A 19,840-nucleotide genomic window follows, 5' to 3' on the forward strand; every position below is an offset into this window, starting at 1 on the left:
CCGGATGACCTGACTACAATAGCGACGCCGTCCGGGAGCGGGCGCGCCCCCGACGCCCGCACCCCGATGTGCCCGACCGCAGGAGCCGCCATGCCCGCGCTGACCAAGGTGGCCGCGGTGGTCCTGTCGATGGGCAACCGCCCGGCCGAGCTCGCCATCGCGCTGGAGACGCTCCTGGCGCAGGAGGGGGTCGAGCTCGACGTCGTCCTCGTCGGGAACGGCTGGCGCCCGGTCGGCGTGCCGGAGCGAGTGCGCACGGTCCACCTCCCCGAGAACGTCGGGATCCCGGAGGGACGCAACATCGGGGCCCGCGAGGCCCGCGGGGACATCCTCTTCTTCTACGACGACGACGCGGTCCTCCCGACCACCGACGTGCTGGCACGGCTCGTCGAGGACTTTGGCGTGGACGACCGGGTCGCCGTCGTCCAGCCCCGTGGAGCCGACCCCACGGGTCTGCCGACGCCGCGACGGTGGGTGCCGCACCTCCGGACCCGCGGCGGGGGCGCCGCAGGCGACGTCGTGGTCTTCTGGGAGGGCGTCTGCACGATCAGACGGTCGGCTTTCCACGAGGTCGGCGGCTGGCCGGGTCACTTCTGGTACGGCCACGAGGGGATCGACCTCGCCTACCGCCTGCTCGATGCGAGGTGGCGCCTGCGCTACCGACCCGACGTCGTCGTCAACCACCCTGCCACGCAGCCGTCGCGTCACGAGGTCTACTACCGGATGAACGCGCGCAACCGCGTCTGGGTGGCCAGGCGCAACCTTCCGCACCCCGTCGCCGAGGCGTACGTCGCGGTCTGGTCGGCGATCACCGTCGCCCGCGTGCGCGACCGCGAGAAGCTCGGGGTGTGGTTCCGGGGCCTGCGCGAGGGACTGCGCGAGGACGCGGGAGACCGTCGTCCGATGACGTGGTCCACGGTCGCGCGGCTCTCCCGTGCGGGACGACCCCCGATCGTCTGAGGCCCATGCCCCCCGTGACGCCCTCCTCGACACGCGTCGTCCTCTCGGGCGTCCGCAGCGTCACCCACCTGGTGTATGCCGCCTCCTGGCTTCGTGACGTCGTCGCGGCGGTCGAGGGCGACACCGGTCCAGGCGGGGCCGTCGAGGTCGTGGTCCTCGACGTGGGCTCGGGCTTCGGTCGGGCGACGGTGGGGGAGGCCGAGGTCCGCGCGTATCTCCCACGGCATCCGCGACTGACGGTGACCACGACGCCGGAGGACGAGCACTGGCGCACGTCGAAGGGCCTCGACCGGGTGCTGCTCTCGGTCGGCGTCCCTGGGACGCGGGCGTGGGCCCGCTTGTTCGTGCGTGGGCGCGGGCGCCGCCCCGGGGTCGTCGTGGTCGACGAGGGGATCGGTTCGTTCGGCAACCTGCGCAGTCGACGCCAGGCCTACCGACGTCAGGGCGGCTCGGCGGCCCGCGCCGCAGTCCGCGCCACCGTCGTGAGCGTCGGTGGGTGGGTGCTCACCGAGGTCCACTGGTCCCTGTACGAGCGCACGGGAACGGCGTGGCGCGTCCGGGAGGAGGTCGCCACGGAGTTCCGCCGGGCCCTGTCCGGTCCGGTGCCCGAGGCCGACCAGGCGATCTACCTGACCCAGCCGTGGCCCGACCTCGGGGTGATGTCCGAGTCCGCCTACCTCGATCACCTCCGGTCGGTGCGCGACGAGTGCGCGGCCGTCGGTGTCCGGCTCGTCCTGCGGCCACATCCGAGCGAGGACGTGTCGCGCTACTCCGGCTTCGAGGTGCTCACGAGCTCGGTCCCCGCGGAGCTCGCGCGGGAGGTCGTCGACGCCGCGGTGGTCATCGGTTCGAACAGCACCGCGCTGCTCAACCTCGCTGCGGTGCACGGCACACCGGCCGTTCGGGTCACCGCGTCCGAGCTGCGCGGTCTCGAGGCCGCGCTCACGACGCGACAGCGCGCCCTTCTCGACGCCTTCCTGCCGCCGGCCGTCGACGTTGACGGCGTGGGGGCCGCGCTGCGGCAGGTCGTGCGGCCGCCCCGGGGAGAGGCAGGTCCGCGCCCTGCTCGAGGTGGGTGAGCCGCCGCGAGCCGCTACGGGGCGGTCCTGCCTCGGACGGGCAGCTCGTAGACGACGATGTGTCCGAGCCGGTAGCGCTCCTGCGCGTAGGTCCCCAGGGGCTTTGACGGAGACGATCCCGGGACCGACTGGGCGACCAGCCAGGTGACCCCGCGATCGGCGAGGGCCTGCACGTCGGCGGCGGACGGCCTCTCGAAGGCTGTCTGGTTGAGCCGCAGCAGCGCCTGGTCGGGGTAGCCGTCACGGCCGTTGGGGAGATAGCTCCAGCCATCGACGAGCACCCGTCGACCGGCAAGGCCCGAGATCCACCAGGAGCGTGAGTCGCACGGCTGTTGCACGGCCCCCGACAGTGGGCGTTCGTCGCGAGGAGCGCGTCGAGCGGCACGTGCGCCTTGATCCACCGCGCCGCTGTGGACTCGGCGAGAGCCGTGGTGCTCTCGGTCGGCCGGGGCTGGCTGCTGACGCGGGTCACGGTGGAGACGATGCAGAGCGGCCCGGCGATCATGCCCATCGCGACGAGGTCGGCGAGGGGCGCCGGAACCCATCGTCCGTCACCCCGCCTCCGACGTACGAGCACCACCACGACCGCGCCGGCGAGCACCACGGTCGCCACCGCGAACTGCAGGACGAAGGTCCGCACCTCGCGGACCATGTCATCGAGGGTGCTGATGCCCGGGGAACCGAGGCGGTACCACCCCACGACGGCAGTCAGCAGGGCCGACGTGCCCGCGACCGCCAGAGTCACGCGCCGGCTCCCGGGGTGGTCCCGCACCAGCGCCGAGAGGGACCAGAGGGCGAGCACGCACCCGAACGGGATCGCCCCGAAGACGAAGTAGTACTCGCTGTAGCCCACATGCCCCAGCCCGAGGAAGGGGACGAGGGCCGCCAGGCAGAGGCCCGAGAGCACCCACGCGGACAGGTCGCGGCGGAGCGTGCCCTGGAAGAACGGGAGCAGCGCCGGCAGGAGCCGGAGGACGATGAGCAGGCCGATGCACAGGAGGGCGACGAGCAGGGTCGGTCCGAGCTGCGGAGTGTCGACGAGGCCGGCGATCACCGGGGTGTGGAAGTCGATGTGGGTGCCGAGCAGCATCCGGTAGGGCCTCGTCAGCGAGAGTGACGAGAGGAGCTGGACTCCTGCGCCGAAGCTGCCGCCGGCGACGAAGCGCTGGGCGAGAGCCGTGAGCACGGCGAGTGAGCCCAGCAGGACGAGTGCCGTGCGACGCTGTCGTCGGAGGACGACGGCAACGACGGCCGCGACGGCGACGCCGCCCAGGACGATGGGCAGGGCCGAGCTCTTGGAGCCCGATGCGGCCACGCCGGCGATGGCCACGAGAAGTGCCGACGCCCGTCGCGATCCGGGCGATGAGCGCAGCAGGTCCACGATGGCGTACACGAGGAAGAGGGTCAGCGGCGTCGAGTACTGCTGGGAGGGCGAGAGTGGGTTGAGGTGGTTGCTCGACGCCCACAGCTGGGGCCAGAAGGGCACGATGAAGGTCGTGGAGACGAGGGCGGCAGCACCTGCGGCTTCCCACTCGCTGCCACTGACCCGTCGGGTCAGTACGGCGGTCAGCACGACGGTGAAGGCGGTGATGGGCAGGATCCACAGACGCAGCAGCACCGTGGTCGTGTCGACACCGGTGATCATCGAGGCCGTGGCGATGTGCGCGTCGCTGAACCAGTGATAGACGAGCAGCCCGGCATCCGTGGCCTGGGGGTGCCGAGGGGGAAGGCCCGGGTGGCCTCGATGACGAGGCCGAGGTGCCACATCAGGTCGGGGTAGTACGTACGCCCGGTCGGGGGCAGGGGGACCGTCTGGAAGTACGAGCGGCTGACCAGCCAGACGACCTGAGCACACGCGGCGGCGACCACCATGAGCACCAGCGGTGACCACGGCTGGTGCGGACGCGACAGGATGCGGGCCCGAAGGCCCGGGTGCGCGAACAGGAGGAGGGTGAGCAGGGGCCAGAGCCGCAGCAGGCCGCGCGCATCGAGGGCACTGGCCAGGGCCCAGGCCACGAGCTCGGCCGACGGCCCGGCCGCGGCCCCGAGCGAGACCTCCGCCAGCCACGACCCTGCCGTCCCCCGCACCGCCTTGACGACGATCGTGCCGGGAACCAGGACGCACAGGACCCAGAAGAGGGCGTACGGACCGATGTCGCCGAGCGCGGTACCGCTGGCGGTCAGGACGAGGACGGCGTAGGCGCACACGGCCAGGGTGACCAGCCACACCGCCACCCGGACCAGCCTGCCGGACACCGTTGTTCGTGCGTCGGGACGTCGGGCGGGAGGCAGGTCGGACGCGTCCGACCCCTCCGACGCGCTCCGATCCGCGCCCGCCGGCGGCGCGGCGCCCCCCCTGCGGTGGCGACGGCAGTGGAGCTCCCGGGCGCCGCGTCTGGGTCCAGAGGCGCCATCGGGACGGCGTCGCTGGGTTCCATGGGCCCGAGTTTACGTTCGCCAGGCCCCGGCTCTGTCCGGCGGTCGATGGTCGGACGGCCATTGTGGACGAAGGTCACGGTGCGGCAACGATGTGGGGCCGGACGTCGTCACGGTCGGTACATTTGGGATATTTGTCACTTCAGGCCCAAGGAGTGATCGTGCGTGCCGTTAAACGCCTCCCGTCCGTCCTCGCCGTCCTCGGCCTCGCGACCGTCGGTGTCGTCCTGCCGACCGTGCAGGTGGCCGCCAAGCCGACACCCGTCAAGCCCACCGTGGTGCGTCTGGCCGTTCCCGACGTGCCCGTGGCCAGGCAGCAACGACTCAGCAGCCTGATGGGGACGCCCACGGGCACGGGAGCCACCGAAGGGCGGGACCGGACGGTCGTCGCGTCACTCACCTCGACCGGCACCTCCTTCGACGTCGCCGGCGTCTCTTTCGAGGGTTCGGCGCCGACCGGCATGACCGTCGAGGCCCGGACCCGCAGCGGCTCCGGCTGGGGCCCCTGGCTCGAGCTGAAGGTCGACGACGACGGCGGGCCCGACCCGGGCTCGTCGGACGCGAGGAACGCGCACGCCGGAACGGAGCCCCTGGCGGCTGCGGGAGCGACGGGCATCGAGGTCCGCGTGGCGACAGCTGGTGCGCGGGCGCCACGGGGCCTGGTGGCCATCCTGGTCGACGGCGGGCACGCCGACGCCGACGCCGCGCTCGGCCGGGCGTCGGGTGCAGCGTCGGCAGCCGTCATCAGGCCGACCATCGTGACTCGGGCCGAGTGGGGCGCCGACGAGAGCCTGAAGCAGTGCACGTCGGAGACGCTCACGGGCTACAAGGGCGCCGTCGTGCACCACACCGTCAACGCCAACGACTACACGCAGGCGCAGGTGCCGTCGATCCTGCGCGGGATGTACGCCTACCACACCCAGACCCTGGGCTGGTGCGACCTCGGCTACCAGTTCCTCGTGGACCGGTTCGGGACCGTGTACGAGGGCCGGGCCGGCGCTCTGACGACCTTCGTCCAGGGGGCACAGACGGGTGGGTTCAACTCCGAGACCTTCGGCGTCTCGGTGATCGGGGACCACCGGACCGTTCCCTTCTCGGCGGCGACGCGGTCGTCCGTGTCGGCCGTCATCGCATGGGTCGCCGACCGCGCCGACTTCGACCCTGCGGGCAGCACGACCTTCGTGTCGGCAGGGAACTCGAAGTACGCCGCGGGCACGACGGTGACCAAGAGCCGCGTCAGCGGTCACCGCGACTACGGTGCGACCGAGTGCCCGGGCGACGCGGGGTATGCGCAGATCCCGTCCATCCGGAGCGTGGCCGCGAACGCCTGGGCCGTAGGTCGGCAGGCCTTCACCCCCATGTCTCCGAAGCCGGTGCTCGAGGCGTTCGGACGTCCGGCCGGGACCGCCCTGACGGTGGCCGGCCACGGCTGGGGCCACGGGCGGGGGATGTCGCAGTACGGCGCGTACGGAGCGGCCGCGCAGGGCCTGACGTCCACCCAGATCGTCAGCTTCTACTATCCGGGCACGACCCTCGGCGGCCAGGGCGACCCGGCGGTACGCATCTACCTGTCCGCCCTGGGTTCCGGCGGGACGACGGTCGTCGGACAGTCCGGAGTGACCCTCTACGACGGTCAGGCGACGACGGTCCTGCCGACGACGGCGACGCGATGGCGCGTCGTGCCGGACAGCGGGGGGCTGACCCTGCAGTGGCTGGTCGGGTCGACGTGGGCCTCGAGCGGCCACTGGAAGGGATGGACCTCTCCGCTGGTCCTCAGCAGACCGGCGACCGGGGTGCTCCGCGTCGTCCTCCCGTCGGGTGTGCTCCGTGACTATGCCGGTTCGGTCACCACACGAGCCTGGGGGAGTGCCGCTCGGTCGATCAACACGACGGGCTCCGAGGCGCACGTCCGATCCGTCGTACCTGTCGAGATGCCGGCGTCATGGCCGGCGAACGCGCTTCAGGCGCAGGCCATCGCAGCCCGAACCTATGCGGCCTACGGAAGGGCTCATGCCCCGTCGGCCTACTACGACACCTGCGACTCGACGAGCTGTCAGGTGTACAAGGGCCTGGCGGACTACGACGCATCCGGCGCGCTTCGCTCGTCGTGGCTCGACGCGCGCTCCACGGCGGCGACCTCCGCGACCGCCGGGAAGGTCGTGCTCTACGGCGGGAAGGCTGCGCTGACCGAGTTCTCGTCATCGAACGGCGGTCGCATCGTGAGCAGCTCCCTGCCCTACCAGGTCGCCAAGGTCGACCCGTATGACGGCGCCGTGAACACGGGCGCTCCCCACAGCTGGACCTCGTCGGTCGCACTGTCCCGGCTGCAGTCCGCCTATCCCGCGGTGGGCACCCTCTCGTCCGTGGCCGTCGTCGACCGCACGGGCGGTGGGGACTGGGGAGGACGGACGACGTCGGTGCGCATCACCGGGTCCTCCGGGTCGGTGACGGCCAGCGGCGCGGCTTTCGCTGCGGCCGCGGGCCTGCGGAGCACCTGGTGGGTCGTGACCTCCGCACCCGCGACGTCGAGCCGACTCCTGCCTCGGGACCTGACGGCCGACTCGCTCGGAGACGCGCTGACGCCGAGCGGCTCCGGCGTCGCTGCTCTGGCCTACTCGGGCAACCGCAGCTTCACCCTCAAGACGCTCGCCTCGACGGGATGGGCCGGCACGTCCCTGCTCACCGGCGTCGGCCCCTTCGACGCCGACAACCTCGGCGACGTCGTGGCGCGGCGCAGCGACGGGACCCTCTGGCTCTGGTCGGGAGGGCCCCACGGCGTGCTGGACCGGGCCCCGGTGAGGATCGGCACCGGATGGGGTTCGGTCAACCTCCTCATCCCGGTCGGCGACATCAGCGGCGACGGCCACACCGACTTCCTGTCCCGAACCACCAGCGGCGATCTCGTCCTCAACCTCGGGAGCGGAGCAGGGGGGATCACGGGCTCGCGTCGAGTCGGCGCCGGCTGGGGGATCTTCTCTCGTGTCACCGCCGGCGACTTCGACGGAGACGGTCGAACCGATCTGGCCGCGGTGCGCGCCAGCGACGGGCGACTGGCCTTCTACGCAGGACTGGGTGGAGGGACGTTCCAGGCGGCCCAGCTCATCGGCTCGAGCGACTGGCGCCCGTTCAGCGAGTTCCTGTCCCTGGGCGACCTCACGGGGGACGGTCGTCACGACGTCCTGGTCCGTCGGGCGAGTGACGGGGCGCTGTTCGTCTACCCCGTCACCGGCCGGTTCGTGCTCGGCACCCCGCTGCCCTCGGGCACGCATGCGTGGACGACGCGTCTCGGCCAGTGACGGGCACCCGTGTCGTCAGGCCTGGAGGTCGACGGTGAGCTCGGGCTCGGTCTTCTCGCGCACCTCGGCCTCGGTGACCCCGGGCGCCAGCTCGCGCAGCACGAGCCCGGTCTCGTTGACGTCGAGGACGCAGAGGTCGGTGATGATGCGCTGGACGACGCCGCGTCCCGTGTAGGGCAGCGAGCACTCCTTGACGATCTTGTAGGACCCGTCCTTGGCGTTGTGCTCCATGAGCACGATGACCTTCTTGGCACCGTGCACGAGGTCCATCGCGCCGCCCATGCCCTTGACCATCTTGCCGGGGATCATCCAGTTGGCGATGTCGCCGCCCTGCGAGACCTGCATGGCGCCGAGGATGGCGGCGTCGACCTTGCCGCCGCGGATCATCCCGAAGCTCGTCGCCGAGTCGAAGAAGGCCGCGCCCTTGCGCAGGGTGACGGTCTCCTTGCCGGCGTTGATGAGGTCAGGGTCCTCCTCGCCGTCGATCGGGTAGGCGCCGACGCCGAGGATGCCGTTCTCGGACTGGAGCACGATCTCGACGTCGTCGGGGACGTAGTTGGGCACGAGGGTCGGCAGGCCGATGCCGAGGTTGACGTAGGCGCCGTCAGCCAGCTCTGCGGCGGCGCGGGCCGCCATCTGCTCACGGGTCAGAGCCATCTCACGCCTCCTGCTCGGTGGTCGTGCGCGGGCGGACGGTGCGGCGCTCGATGCGCTTCAGGGCGGCCTGTTCGGGGGTCAGCGGCAGGACGCGTTGCACGAAGATGCCGGGCAGGTGGATCTCGTCGGGGTCGAGCTGACCGGGTTCGACGAGCTCCTCGACCTCGGCGACCGTCACGCGGCCGGCCATGGCGCACAGCGGGTTGAAGTTGCGGGCGGACTGGTTGAAGACGAGGTTGCCGTGCCGGTCGCCCTTCGCGGCCCGCACGAGCCCGAAGTCGGTCGTGATGGCTCGCTCGAGGACGAAGGTCTTCGTCTCGCCCATCCACTCGAGGTCCTGGGTCTGCTTCGGCGGCGACGCCACGGCGACGTTGCCGGAGTCGTCGTAGCGCCAGGGCAGTCCGCCGTCGGCGATCTGGGTGCCGACGCCCGTCATCGTGAAGAACGCGCCGATGCCCGACCCGCCAGCGCGCAGGCGCTCGGCCAGCGTGCCCTGGGGGGTCAGCTCGACCTCGAGCTCGCCGGAGAGGTACTGCCGCTCGAACTCCTTGTTCTCGCCGACGTAGGAGCTGACCATGCGGCGGATCCTCTTGTCGCGCAGCAGGATGCCGAGGCCCCAGTCGTCGACGCCACAGTTGTTCGAGACGGCCTCGAGGTCGGTGAGGCCGGCGTCGTGGATCGCCGCGATGAGGACGGAGGGGATGCCGCAGAGGCCGAAGCCGCCGACCGAGAGCGACATTCCGTCGCTGATCCCGGCGATGGCCTCCTGGGGGGTGGAGACGACTTTGTCCATGGGTCGGACTCTATCCGCGCCGTCACGACCGGGTGCCGTGGGGTCGTCCCACAGGGCCGCGCCGACCTGTGGTCGCCGAGCACGTATGCCGTCGAGCGCGCGGGAAGCGAATGACAGTCGTGTCATTCATGACCCAGGATGAAGAACACCTCTGTAATTCGTCGGAGCGCCTTGTGATGGGTGTGACTGGAGTGCATAAATGGTGCGGGAGTAAACCCGTTCCCTCCCCTGACAAGAGGTTCACCATGGCCTGGCGCCGACACCCACTGGGCCTCGTCCTCGCTCTTCCCGCCCTGACCGTGCCCATGACGGCGAGCCCGGCCGCGGCGGTCCAGGCGCCGCCGATCCGGACGCTCCCGAGCACCCTCGACGTGTACGTGCCCTACCAGGAGCAGACGGTCTGCGACCCCGTGGCGCGACCCGGCGTGCTCGCGTTCGCCCGGCTCATGACCTCCCACTACGGGATGGGCTCGACGGGGCTCATCGGTCGCGCCTGTGGCAGCGGTCCCTCCGAGCACTACGACGGGCGGGCCTGGGACTGGATGCTCAACGTCGACAACCCGGCGCAGGAGGCCGTCGCACAGTCGGTGCTCGCCTGGCTGACGGCCCCCGACAAGAACGGCGTCCAGGGCGCCATGGCCCGGCGCTTCGGGATCATGTACATCATCCACGACCGCAAGATGTGGCGCTCCTACGCGACGGAGCGGGGCTGGGCGCCGTACTACGGCTCCTCACCCCACACGGACCACGTGCACTTCAGCTTCAACTACGACGGGGCGGCCGGCCGCACGTCGTGGTGGACAGGGGTCGCGACCCGCAGCTACCTCACCTCCCTCCCGCCTGCGGCGACGACGCTGCCGACGACGCCGCCCAGCACCCCGACGACGCCGTCGACGCCCGTGACGACGAAGCCCGTGCTGCTCTCCTACGGCATGCGCTCCGAGGCGGTGCGCCAGCTGCAGGTCCGGCTCGGCAACCTCCCCACGACCGGCTACTTCGGCGACCAGACCAAGGCCCGAGTCGTCGCCTACCAGACCTTCGTCGGACTCCCGCGGACCGGCGTCGCCGACCTGCGCACCCAGGAGATCCTCGCGGCCCGCGGATGGCGGAGCGTCACGGCCGCCTACCCGGCGTTGCAGCCGGGGACGACCTCGGGCGCCGTCAAGACGCTCCAGGGCAAGCTCGGCTCGCTGCCGACGACCGGCTACTACGGGAGCCTGACCCGGGCCCGGGTGACGGCGTACCAGAAGTTCGTCGGCCTGCCGCAGACCGGAGTCGCCGACCCCGTGACGCAGGCCCGACTGTGGGTACGCGGCTGGACCGGGTCCGCGGCGGCGTCCGGCGCGCCGACGAAGGCCTACCCGACCCTGCGGTTCGGGATGACGTCATCGGCCGTCAAGGCGCTCCAGGGCAGGCTCGGCTCGCTGCCGACGACCGGCTACTACGGCACGCTGACGCGCGCCAGGGTGACCGCCTACCAGCGCTTCGCCGGTCTGCCGCAGACCGGCGTCGCCGACTCGGCCACGCAGCAGCGGCTCTACACGCGGGGCTGGTCGGCGACGACGAGCACCGTCGCGCTCGTCACCAGCAGCACCACGACCGGGAGGGACCTCGCCATGACCGTCTACGCCAGCACGTCGTCACGCAGCAGCGCCGGGGTCGCCAGCGTCGACATCGGAACGAGCTACACGGCATACAAGAGCCTGACGCTCGCGACCGGGTCGCGTGGCGCGGCGGTGCGCGTCCTCCAGCGGGCGCTCGGCGGGCTCGCGGTCGACGGCGTGTTCGGCTCCGTCACGCGCGACAAGGTCGTCTCGTTGCAGCGCTCGCTCGCCCAGCCGCAGACCGGGGTCATGACCCCCGCGCTCTGGGACGTCCTCGAGGCCCGTGACTTCCCCTTCGTGGCCGACCGTTCGACAGTCCTCCGGGCGGGTGACACGGGCCCGCAGGTCGTCGCCGTGCAGCGCCTGCTCGGCGTCCGTCAGACAGGCGTCTTCGACCTGGCGACGCGCGAGGCGGTCAAGTCCGTGCAGGCGCGGGCAGGCCTCGCCAGCACCGGGGTCGTCGCGTCCCGGACCTGGTCGCTCTTCGACCGGCTGTCGGCGTAGAGCCCTGCCGCTCAGGCACTCTCGCGGGCGTCGACGGTGACACCCTCCGAGGCGAAGCGGTCCGCGAGGTCGTCGCGCTGACCGCGTACGAGCACGACCGACCCGTCGACCGCCCACGCCGCGAGCGCTCGGCGCAGCACCGGCTCGAGGGTCCCGGCGAGCACGACGCGGGGCGACGTGCCCCACCCGACGTCAGGCACGACGACGGCGCCGTATGCCGTGTCGACGCCGTCCGCGGCCAGGGCGACGTCGCCCGGCTCGGGGTCCGACATCGGCGAGAAGACGTCGCCGTGGGTGGCCAGCTCGCGGGCCTCGTCGACTGCGCCACCCGCCTCGTCGGCCTCGGGGTGCCGACGGGCCAGGGCCGGCAGCGAGACGAGCACGGCGTCACCTCCGTGGCCGGCGGCGGCAGCGGGGGAGCCGGTGACGAGCACGTCGGCCCCGGTGGCCGCGTCACCGACGACGACCGTCGCGCCGACCGACCACGTCGCGAGGGCCCAGTAGAGCGAGCGCCAGTGCGCCGGGAGGTCGAGGCCGACCGTGGTGCCGGGGCCTGCCGCGGCGTCGTCCTGGAGGAGGTTCGCAGCCTTGGCGACCCAGTTGGCGAGGACGCGTGCGCTGAGCTCGATGCGCTCGCCCGCGGTGGGTCCCGGCTCGTCGTCGTACCACGTCAGGCGCGGTCGACCCGGGTCCGAGGCGACCATCCGCGCGAGCACGTCGGCCGGCAGCAGGTCGCCCATCAGCTGTTCTTCGCTCCTTCGACCGTGGTGCCGGCCGGGGGCTCGGTCAGCGGCTCGTCGTCCTTGAGGGCCTTGAAGAGCGCCTTGGCGCGCTCGGTGTCCCACTTGACGGCGAGGGCGCCGGCGCTCGTGCGGTAGGCGAGGTCGGAGGTCGGCACGGACAGGGAGAGGCCCTCGTCGTTGCTGACGGCCCGCATCGCCTGGAGCACCCGGACGGCGTCCGTGATCCCCGTGTCCTGGCCGACGGCGAGGCCCGCGGCGGAGGCGTCGGCGAAGCTCTTGTAGCGCCAGGGGAGGAGCACGGTCGAGGGCGTCGCCGCCTTCTTCATGAGCGCCCCGAGGAACTGGCGCTGCCGGGCGGCGCGCCCGATGTCGCCCAGCGGGTCCTCGTAGCGGGAGCGGACGTAGCCGAGGGCGTTGCCACCGTCGAGCGTCTGGCAGCCCTTCTGGAGGTCGATACCGGCCTTCTTGTCCTTCATGTTGCGCGGCACGCAGAGGTCGACCCCGCCGACGCTGTCGACGACGGCGGCGAAGCCGCCCAGCCCGATCTCGACGTAGCCGTCGACGTGGATGCCGGTGACCTGCTCGACGGTCTCGGTGAGCAGCTTGGGTCCGCCGATGGAGTACGCGGCGTTGATCTTGTTGGAGCCGTGTCCCGGGATGGGCACGTAGGAGTCGCGGGGCAGCGAGACCATCACCGGCTTGCCGCCGCTCTCGGAGACGTGGACGAGCATGATCGTGTCGGTGCGGTTCCCGGCCGCGTTGCCCGTCGCGTACTTCTTGCGCTGCTCCTTGGTCAGTCCCTCACGGCTGTCGGAGCCCACGAGGAGGTAGTTGTAGCCCGACGTGTCGGTGGGCCGCTGGCCGTCGGGAACGTTGTCGACCTTGTTGACGGCCCCCCACGCCTGCATCGGCACCCAGACCATGAAGCCGATCCAGGCCAGGAGCAGCACGAGCAGCACGACGAGGGCGATGCGCCCGCGGCGCCAGCGGTAGCGGGGTTCCCGCGTCGGGGTGTCCGGTCCGGCGTCCCTCTCGTCGGCACGCGAGGGGGTGACCACCCCGCCTGCGGGCCGCTTGGGGCGACGACGGGTGTCGACGACGTAGGCGTCGTCCTGGCCGGAACGACGCGGAGTGCTCGGATCAGTCGGCATCGGCTGCCTTCACGCTCGGGGACGGGGGGAGCTCGCCGGACAGTGTGACAGCCGTTCCTGTCGACCTCACGTGCTCGGCGGCGGACCTCGCCTCGTCGAGCGCGATGCGGCGCGCGAGGCGGGTGTAGCGCGTCTCCATCTCACGGAAGCGCTTGTACGTCGTGACGACGAAGCCGAGGAAGGCCACGACCAGCCCATAGAGGATGAGGTCGGCGCCACGTCCGATCCCCAGCGCCTTGGCGAGGTTGGTCCACGTCTTGCTCGGGTCGATGATCGAGTAGATGACGATGCCGAGGAGGAAGAGCAGCCCCAGTCGGCGCAGGGCCTGGGTGCGCTGGCCGGAGCCGATGAGCAGTCGCCAGGCGATGGCGAGGACGGCCGCGATGAGCAGGATCTGGACGACACTCTGTCGACTCATCGCCAGATCAGCTCCGCGAGGATGTTGACGGCGTTCCAGAGCGACTGGCCCTTGGCCTTGGAGTAGTCGGTGTAGAGGATGTGCACGGGCTCCTCCGTGTAGGCGACCTTCGCGCCGTCGAAGCGCATCGAGCCGATCTGGGAGACGATCTCGGAGGCGTGCGCCATCCGGTTGTGGGTGATGTCGAGGCGCTGCACGACGTCGCGGTGCAGGACGCGCAGGCCGTTGTGCGCGTCCGTGAGGCGGGTGCCCGTCGTGAAGTTGGTGTAGGCGACAGCGGCTCGCAGCACGAGCCGCTTGGACGCCGAGGCCTCGGTGCGCTCGTCGAGGAAGCGTGAGCCGAAGACGACACGCACGTCGCCCTGCCGGATGCGGTCCACCATGACCTCGACGTCGTGGACCTGGTGCTGGCCGTCGGCGTCGTAGGTGACGACGTAGCGCATGGCCGGGTCGCCCAGCGCATAGTCGAAGCCGGTCTGCAGGGCCGCGCCCTGCCCGAGGTTCACCGGGTGGCGCACGACGGCCGCACCGGCCTGCTCGGCCCGGTCGGCCGACGCGTCGTGCGACCCGTCGTCGACGCACACGATGTTGGGGAAGACGGCGCGGGCCTCTCGCACGACGTCGGCGATGACGGCTGCCTCGTCGTAGAGCGGCACGACCAGCCACACGTCCTCGTTCTGCATGCGCCCAGCGTAGAGCGAAGCCGGTGCCCTGACCGACACGCGAGGCGCGAGCGGCAGCACGCTCGGGAGCACGGGGCGGGAACTAGAGTCGGGACACCATGACGGACGACTCGACGGGCTCGGCCGCGCTCCGCATCGCGATCGTCGGCCCGACCCACCCCCACAAGGGCGGCGTCGCGGCGCACACGACGATGCTCGCCCACCACCTTGCGGACGCCGGGCACGACGTCACCCTCGTGTCGTGGGCACACCTCTACCCCTCGAAGCTGAACCACGCCGATGCCTCCGTCCCCGACGGGGTGCCCGAGGTGCCTCCGTTCCCGCGGACGATCCGGGCCCTCAGCTGGGCGCGGCCCGACACGTGGGTCCGAGCCGGCCGGAGGCTGCGCGACGTCGACGCGATCCTCGTCGTCCACGTCATGCCTGCCGTCGTGCCGGCCCACCTGGCCCTGCTGCGGGCCGCCGGGGCCACGCCGGGCGGCGCCGGTCCGCGCCCGCAGTCGGTCGTCGTCTGCCACCACGTCCTGCCGCACGAGCCGCGCCCGGGGGACGCCCGCCTCATGTCGGTGCTCTTCTCACGCGTCGACTCCGTGCTCGTGCACAGCACCGACCAGGCCACGGTGGCCCACGAGCTGGGGGCCCGACGAGTCTCGGTGGCCGACCTCCCGCCCCACCTCCCCGGGGGCGACCCGGTCCACCGTGGACCGCGGCCCGGGCCCACCCGCCTGCTCGCCCTCGGCCTGATCCGCGAGTACAAGGGCATCGACGTGCTCCTGCGCGCCATGCGGACCGTGCCCGAGGTGACCCTCACGATCGCCGGAGAGATCTGGGGCACGAACCGCGGCGTCATCAGGCGCCTCGCCTCGGACCCGGCGCTCGCCGGGCGGGTCGAGATCCGTGACGGCTACGTCCCCGCCGACGCGCTCGCCTCGCTCCTCGCCGACCACGACGTCCTCGCGCTGCCCTACCGCTCGGCAACGGCCTCGCAGAACGTCATCCTCGGCCACGCCCACGGCCTGCCCGTCCTCGCCTCCGACATCGCCCCCTTCTCCCAGCAGGTGGCAGACGGCGTCAACGGGATCCTCGTCCCGCCGGAGGACGAGCGGGCGCTCGCGGGTGCCTTGCGTCGTCTCGGCGACCCCGAGGTCCGCCGCCGCCTCGCCGAGGGAGTGCAGACCCCGGACCTGTCGGGACCGTGGGCGAACTACCTCGGAACGCTCGAGGCGCTGTCCGTCGACGAGAGCGTGCTGCTCGGCGACCCGGACCTCCCCGCCGACGAGCCCGGAGTGCCCGCTCACGACCCCGGCGACGCTGACGATCTCGACGACCTCGATCCCACGGCCGAGGACGGGCCGGCGGAGCAGGGCCTGCTCCCGCACGCCCGCCGCGTCCTGGGTCGCGGCGCCAGCAGTCTCGCCGGCCGCGCCCGTCGCACCGCAAGCCGGGCCGTCGAGGCACGGCGTCCGCTCGTCTCCCTGCGCCCCGACGACCTGCCCGAGTGGGTCCTCGCGACCGACGTGCTGGGTGAGCCCGACGAGGCCGACGACGCCCGTCGGCTCTCACGCATCCTCGGCCTGCCGCGCTCGCTCGACAGCGTCTCGGCATGGGCGGCGCTCGGCAGCCTCGCGGCGATCCTCCGCGTGCGCGACGACGGTCGTCGCAGCGCGGTCATCGTCGACGAGGGCGGCACGCGCTCCCTCCTGTCCCGGTGGGCCCGCGCGGTCGGCTTCGCCCCCGTCGAGATCGACTTCACCGGGTCGCACCCGAGCGTCGCGGCGCTCGACGTCGACACCGGGTCCCTCGACGTCATCGTCCGCATCCACCCGCATGGCTGCGACGCCGACGACGTCGACCACGTGCTCGAGCAGGCTTCGTGGGCGCTCCGCTCGGGAGGCCTCCTCGTCGTCACCGTCCCGATCGGCCCGCGGGCGGCCGAGGGGGCCGTCGGGCCTGCCGACGTGCGTGGCATCCTGGCCCGCGCCCACGACCTCGGCTTCGTGCTCGTCGGCGACCTCGACGGCGACGTCAACGCCCGGATGCGTGAGGCCGCGTCACGCGCCCGGGCCGACGACGCGGCATACGGCCTCGTGCGTCTCACGCTGAGACGGCGCTGAGCACCCGGGTGACACTGCGATGATGGGTGCGACATGACCCGTAAGAAGATCCTCACCGTCCTGCGCGTGGCCATCGCGCTCATCACGCTCGCAGCCGTCACCTACGCAGTCGTCCACAACTGGGCCGACGTGTCCGTGCACCTCGACAAGGTTTCGTGGACGACGTTCCTGTGGTCGACCCTGGCGGCCGCCGTCGGCACGTGGCTGACGATGATCGGGTGGAAGACGCTGCTGCGCGACCTCGGCTCCGACCTGCACCTCGCACCCGCCTCCGGCGTCTACTTCGTCGGCCAGCTCGGCAAGTACCTCCCCGGCTCGCTGTGGTCTGTGCTGGTCCAGGCCGACATCGCGAGCCACCTCAAGGTGCCCCGCCGGCGCACCGCCGTGACCGGCCTGCTCGCGCTCGGCCTGGCCCTGCTCACGGGCCTGCTCGTCGGGCTCCCGGCGGCGTCGTTCCTGCTCACGAGCACCGAGTCGGGCTTCGACTGGTGGCTGCTCCTCGGCATCCCGATCCTCGTCGTGCTCTGCGTGCCCAAGCTGCTCAACGCGATCATCGCCAAGATGCTGCGCACCATCAAGCGCGAACCCCTCGAGCAGGAGCTGTCGGCGGGCGCCGTCATGCGGGCCGTCGTCATCTTCGTGCTCGTGTGGGTCGCGTTCGGCGTGCACACCCTGCTGCTGGCCCGAGCGATCGCCGGCGACGCCTCACCCCACCCCGACCTGACGACCGCCGCGATGACGGGCTACGCCCTGTCGGTCTCCCTGGGCATGCTGACGATCGTCCTGCCGGCCGGGCTGGGTGCCCGCGAGGGACTGCTCACCCTCATCCTCTCCACGGCGATGCCGACTCCCGCCGCGGCCGCCGTCGCGATCATGTCGCGGTTCATCGTCACGATCGTCGACGTCGTCGCGGCGCTCGGCGGGTGGCTCTACGCCCGCTCGCACCACCTGATCACCGAGCGGCACGCCGCCGCCAAGAGCGACGTCAGCGTCTGACCTTTCGCGGTCCGACGCCTCGTGCGCAGACGCTCAGCGGCGCTCGAGCACGAAGACGGGGATGAGGCGGTCGGTCTTCGTCTGGTACTGCGCGTAGGGCGGGTAGGCCGCGACGCACCGCTGCCACCACTGCTCGCGCTCCTCGCCCTCGAGCTCGCGCGCGTGCACGGGGAACGTCTCGGTGCCGGCCTGGAGGTCGATGTCGGGGTGGGCCAGGAGGTTGTGGTACCACTTCGGGTGCGTCGGGGCCCCGCCCTGGCTCGCCACCGCGGCGAACGACCCGTCGTGCTCGACGCGCATGAGCGGCACCTTGCGGATCGCCGAGGTCTTCGCGCCGCGCATCGTCAGCATGACCACGGGCAGGCCCATGATGTCGACCGAGTCGGTCGTGCCCGTGCTCTCGATCGTCTCGACCTGCTTGCGGACCCACTCGCTGGGGCTGGGGACGTACGCGCCGGTGATCGTCATGACGGCAGGGTAACCCGCCGCTCACGCGACCAGCCCCCGGTGGTCACCGGGGGCTGGGAGGCGGACGGGGGAGGGCTCAGGCGGCGCCGGGCTCCGGGGCGGAGCTCCACGGGTACTTCTTGACGAAGTCTTCGACGACCGTCGTGTTGAGTCCTCCGCACAGCTGACGGTGACCCATCTGCGCGCCGACCTTGCCGGTGGCCTGGTCGACCTCGGCGGCCCAGTGGGACAGGGCGTACTTCTTGCCCGCGGGGAACGCGCCGTAGGCCGGGTCCCACGGGCTGATGAGGAACTTGTTGGCCGACTCCTTCATGGCGTTGACCTTGGTCGACAGGGCCTGGAACGTGGCCGCCTGGTCCTTCTCGACGGAGCGGTCGTACCAGAGGATCGTGTAGCCGTGCTCGAGGTTGTGCACCAACGTCTCGATCTGCGGGGCGTCCGCGACGGTGTAGACGCGGCGTCCGTCGACGGCCGGCACCGCGAAGTGCTTGCCACTCGACGGCGGGACCGTGGAGTACGTGATCTTCGTGACGTCCGGCTGGTTGGTGCCCGGGCCGACGTGCTCGCTCGAGCCGCTCGCGGGGTCGTTGGTGATGGGGTCGCACGACGCGGCGGCGACGTCACCGCTGATGTTCTGGAGCGCCTCGTCCTTCTTGTTCTGCTCACCGATGATCGCCCACGCGACGGCCGCGCCGATGATGGCGATGACGGCCACGCAGGCACCGATCACGACGAAGAGGCGACGGCGCTCGGCCTTTTTCTGGGCGGCCTGCATCTCGGCGACGCGCTCGCGGCGGTCTCGGCTCGTCTCGCGGGCCATCGTTCCTCGTTCCTGTCGGTCTGTCGGCGGCGGCCGGTGAGGCCGGTGGGGCGGGGGGTGTGAGTCGCTCGTCGACGGAGGGGTCAACCCGTGCGGCGACGGTGCCGAGTGTAGGCGAGGATGTTGTGGTGCCCGAAGCCCTGACTCGCCTGTGGCGCAGCGACCGCGAGATCGCGCTGCGCGCCCAGCTCGGTGTCTTCCGCCGGGGCTCGGGTGACCCGACCTCCCGCTTCGGACGCGACGGCACGGTGACGCGGGCGGCGCAGACGCCCGAGGGCGCCGGCACCCTCCACCTCGTGTGCCGCCCCGGGGACACCGAGGTGCAGGCCCGGGCCTGGGGTCCCGGGGCTGCGTGGCTGCTCGACGCCGTGCCGGGTCTCCTCGGCGACGACGACGACCCCTCGGGCTTCGAGCCGCACCACGCCCTCGTCGCCGAGGCATGGCGACGCTTCTCCCACTGGCGGGTCCCGCGCTCGGGCCTCGTCTTCGATGCGCTCGCTCCGGCGGTGATCGAGCAGAAGGTGACGGGCCAGGAAGCGTTCGCGGGCTACCGCGTGCTCGTGCGTCGCTTCGGCGAGCCGGCCCCCGGACCCTTCCCCGGGCTCATGGCCCCGCCGACCGCAGCCGGATGGGCGGCGGTCCCGTCCTGGGCGTGGCTGCAGGCGTCCGTCGACGGGGCGCGCTCGCGCACCGTCGTGCGGGCGGCGGGGTACGCCGGCCGGCTCGAGCAGGGGGCGTCCGTGTCCGTCGCGGAGGCGCACCGTCGCCTGCGGGCCCTGCCGGGCGTCGGGGTGTGGACGACCGCCGAGGTCGCGCAGCGAGCGCTGGGCGACCCGGACTCCGTGTCCTTCGGCGACTACCACGTCGCCAAGGACATCGGCTGGGCGCTGACCGGTACCCCGGTGGACGACGACGGCCTCGCCGAGCTGCTCGAGCCCTACCGCGGGCACCGCTACCGCGTCCAGCACCTGCTCGGCCTCGCGGGGCACCACCGGCCGCGGCGCGGGCCGCGGATGGCGCCGCGCACGCACCTGCCGACGCGCACGTCCTGAGGCCGGTCGGTTCCCGGGGCCTGTATTTCGCCGGTCCCGGCACTCTCTCACCGCCCGTGTCATAGA

The 19,840-nt window shown here is 72.0% G+C and carries 16 protein-coding genes; 6 read left to right on the forward strand and 10 right to left on the reverse strand.

Annotation, left to right across the window (positions count from 1 at the left end; translation table 11 throughout):
* The first annotated feature begins 90 nt into the window (after positions 1-90).
* Positions 91-960 (forward strand): glycosyltransferase family 2 protein, encoded by an 870-nt coding sequence (locus NR112_RS20005; RefSeq protein WP_256796051.1) that lies wholly within the window; start codon positions 91-93, stop codon positions 958-960.
* 942 nt (positions 961-1,902) lie between these two features.
* Here the strand turns inward: NR112_RS20005 and NR112_RS20010 are convergent.
* Both NR112_RS20010 and NR112_RS20015 read right to left on the reverse strand, forming a co-directional pair.
* Entirely contained in the window at positions 1,903-3,684 is a 1,782-nt protein-coding gene (locus NR112_RS20010; protein ID WP_256796052.1) for a hypothetical protein, read from the reverse strand.
* Positions 3,681-4,274: a hypothetical protein gene (locus NR112_RS20015; RefSeq protein ID WP_256796053.1), complete on the reverse strand. Its 594-nt coding sequence runs from the start codon at positions 4,272-4,274 to the stop codon at positions 3,681-3,683. Before NR112_RS20015 ends, NR112_RS20010 begins: the two co-directional genes overlap by 4 nt.
* Positions 4,275-4,636: 362 nt before the next feature.
* On the opposite strand from NR112_RS20015, the gene NR112_RS20020 reads away from it, so the two are divergent.
* On the forward strand, positions 4,637-7,771 hold the full coding sequence (locus NR112_RS20020; RefSeq protein WP_256796054.1) for a SpoIID/LytB domain-containing protein: 3,135 nt from the start codon (positions 4,637-4,639) through the stop codon (positions 7,769-7,771).
* A gap of 15 nt (positions 7,772-7,786) precedes the next feature.
* On the opposite strand, the gene NR112_RS20025 is transcribed toward NR112_RS20020, so the two are convergent.
* Positions 7,787-8,428: a 3-oxoacid CoA-transferase subunit B gene (locus NR112_RS20025; protein WP_256796055.1), complete on the reverse strand. Its 642-nt coding sequence runs from the start codon at positions 8,426-8,428 to the stop codon at positions 7,787-7,789.
* A 1-nt stretch (position 8,429) separates the two neighbouring features.
* Positions 8,430-9,221 (reverse strand): CoA transferase subunit A, encoded by a 792-nt coding sequence (locus NR112_RS20030; protein WP_256796056.1) that lies wholly within the window; start codon positions 9,219-9,221, stop codon positions 8,430-8,432.
* A 245-nt stretch (positions 9,222-9,466) separates the two neighbouring features.
* Here NR112_RS20030 and NR112_RS20035 point away from each other — a divergent pair, with 245 nt between their 5' ends.
* On the forward strand, positions 9,467-11,329 hold the full coding sequence (locus NR112_RS20035; protein WP_256796057.1) for a peptidoglycan-binding protein: 1,863 nt from the start codon (positions 9,467-9,469) through the stop codon (positions 11,327-11,329).
* Positions 11,330-11,340: 11 nt separating this feature from the next.
* Here the strand turns inward: NR112_RS20035 and NR112_RS20040 are convergent, their stop codons facing one another.
* From NR112_RS20040 to NR112_RS20055, 4 genes are read right to left on the reverse strand one after another with little or no spacing between them, the layout of a single operon-like run.
* On the reverse strand, positions 11,341-12,069 hold the full coding sequence (locus NR112_RS20040; RefSeq protein ID WP_256796058.1) for a TIGR03089 family protein: 729 nt from the start codon (positions 12,067-12,069) through the stop codon (positions 11,341-11,343).
* Positions 12,069-13,223 (reverse strand): LCP family protein, encoded by a 1,155-nt coding sequence (locus NR112_RS20045; RefSeq protein WP_256796059.1) that lies wholly within the window; start codon positions 13,221-13,223, stop codon positions 12,069-12,071. The genes NR112_RS20040 and NR112_RS20045 overlap by 1 nt, the downstream gene beginning before the upstream one ends.
* Positions 13,213-13,641 carry a DUF2304 domain-containing protein gene (locus tag NR112_RS20050; RefSeq protein ID WP_256796060.1) on the reverse strand — a complete coding sequence of 143 codons (429 nt, stop codon included), beginning with the start codon at positions 13,639-13,641 and terminating at the stop codon, positions 13,213-13,215. The genes NR112_RS20045 and NR112_RS20050 overlap by 11 nt, the downstream gene beginning before the upstream one ends.
* Positions 13,638-14,324, reverse strand: coding sequence for a glycosyltransferase family 2 protein (locus tag NR112_RS20055; protein WP_256796061.1), 687 nt, complete (start codon positions 14,322-14,324; stop codon positions 13,638-13,640). Before NR112_RS20055 ends, NR112_RS20050 begins: the two co-directional genes overlap by 4 nt.
* 98 nt (positions 14,325-14,422) lie before the next feature.
* Between NR112_RS20055 and NR112_RS20060 the strand changes: the two genes are divergently transcribed.
* On the forward strand, positions 14,423-16,438 hold the full coding sequence (locus NR112_RS20060) for a glycosyltransferase family 4 protein (protein ID WP_256796062.1): 2,016 nt from the start codon (positions 14,423-14,425) through the stop codon (positions 16,436-16,438).
* Positions 16,439-16,471: 33 nt separating this feature from the next.
* Positions 16,472-17,434 carry a lysylphosphatidylglycerol synthase domain-containing protein gene (locus NR112_RS20065; protein ID WP_256796063.1) on the forward strand — a complete coding sequence of 321 codons (963 nt, stop codon included), beginning with the start codon at positions 16,472-16,474 and terminating at the stop codon, positions 17,432-17,434.
* A 33-nt stretch (positions 17,435-17,467) separates the two neighbouring features.
* Here NR112_RS20065 and NR112_RS20070 read toward each other — a convergent pair whose 3' ends face one another.
* Both NR112_RS20070 and NR112_RS20075 read right to left on the reverse strand, forming a co-directional pair.
* Entirely contained in the window at positions 17,468-17,902 is a 435-nt protein-coding gene (locus NR112_RS20070; protein ID WP_256796064.1) for a nitroreductase family deazaflavin-dependent oxidoreductase, read from the reverse strand.
* A 76-nt stretch (positions 17,903-17,978) separates the two neighbouring features.
* Entirely contained in the window at positions 17,979-18,722 is a 744-nt protein-coding gene (locus tag NR112_RS20075; RefSeq protein WP_256796065.1) for a DUF3105 domain-containing protein, read from the reverse strand.
* A gap of 125 nt (positions 18,723-18,847) precedes the next feature.
* On the opposite strand from NR112_RS20075, the gene NR112_RS20080 reads away from it, so the two are divergent.
* On the forward strand, positions 18,848-19,774 hold the full coding sequence (locus NR112_RS20080; RefSeq protein WP_256796066.1) for a DNA-3-methyladenine glycosylase 2 family protein: 927 nt from the start codon (positions 18,848-18,850) through the stop codon (positions 19,772-19,774).
* The last annotated feature ends 66 nt before the right edge of the window (positions 19,775-19,840 follow it).

The sequence above is a fragment of the Terrabacter sp. Ter38 genome (genome assembly GCF_024519435.1).
In the GTDB taxonomy this organism is placed as follows: Bacteria; Actinomycetota; Actinomycetes; order Actinomycetales; family Dermatophilaceae; genus Terrabacter.